The organism is Mesorhizobium sp. P5_C1 (assembly GCF_054049815.1).
Genome location: NZ_JBFULQ010001225.1, coordinates 1 through 782, shown reverse-complemented (window position 1 = coordinate 782; position 782 = coordinate 1). Strand labels below are relative to the sequence as shown.

Sequence of the window (782 nt, the reverse complement as noted above, 5' to 3'; positions counted from 1 at the left end):
GTGCTGTGGCCGATGCGCGATGCGCTGGCAACGCTGATCCGCAACGACGTGCCCTATGTGAAGGGTGAGACCAAGATCTTTCTCAACGACACGCTCGACCATTCGCTCAGGCTGATCGAACTGGTCGAAACCCAGCGCGACATGCTGACCGGCCTGATCGAGATGCATCTGTCGCTGAGCCAGGCGCGCACCAACGACGTCATCAGCTACCTCACCATCGTCTCGGTCATCTTCATGCCGCTCACCTTCCTGGTCGGCATCTGGGGCATGAATTTCGATCCGGAGTCTTCGCCCTGGAACATGCCGGAGCTGAAAGCCTATTATGGCTATCCGGCATCGTTGCTGTTCATGGCGCTTGTCGCGTTTGGGCTGATCGCCTTCTTCAAATGGAAGAAATGGCTATAACAAGGATAAAACCTGTCATTTTGGGCTGAAAAGCCGGCTTGTGAATTGGGCTGGTGTTTTCTCGGGAATTGCACTATACGCGCCGCAGCATAGCGCTATGAAGCTTTGCTTGCACCGGCCCCTGCTGGACGACATCCCGGCTGAGGGCGACCCGTTTCCTCAAACAGATAAGGAAAAACACGATGTCGATTACTGCCGAGCGCAAACAGGAATTGATGGGTGAATTCGCAACCGCCAAGGGCGATACCGGGTCTCCGGAAGTCCAGGTGGCCATCCTTTCCGAGCGCATCAAGAACCTGACCGACCATTTCAAAGACCACAAGAAGGATAACCATTCCCGCCGTGGTCTGCTCGCTCTCGTCTCCCAGCGCCGCAGC

At 56.1% G+C, this 782-nt stretch carries 2 protein-coding genes; both read left to right on the top strand.

What is annotated here, in order from left to right; all coding sequences use genetic code 11:
- On the top strand, positions 1–405 hold a 405-nt coding region (locus tag ACXJ7R_RS35020; RefSeq protein WP_457155787.1), incomplete at its 5' end, for a CorA family divalent cation transporter.
- Between the two features lie 182 nt (positions 406–587).
- Positions 588–782 (top strand): 30S ribosomal protein S15 (rpsO, locus tag ACXJ7R_RS35015; protein WP_457155786.1); only part of this gene is annotated, 195 nt, incomplete at its 3' end.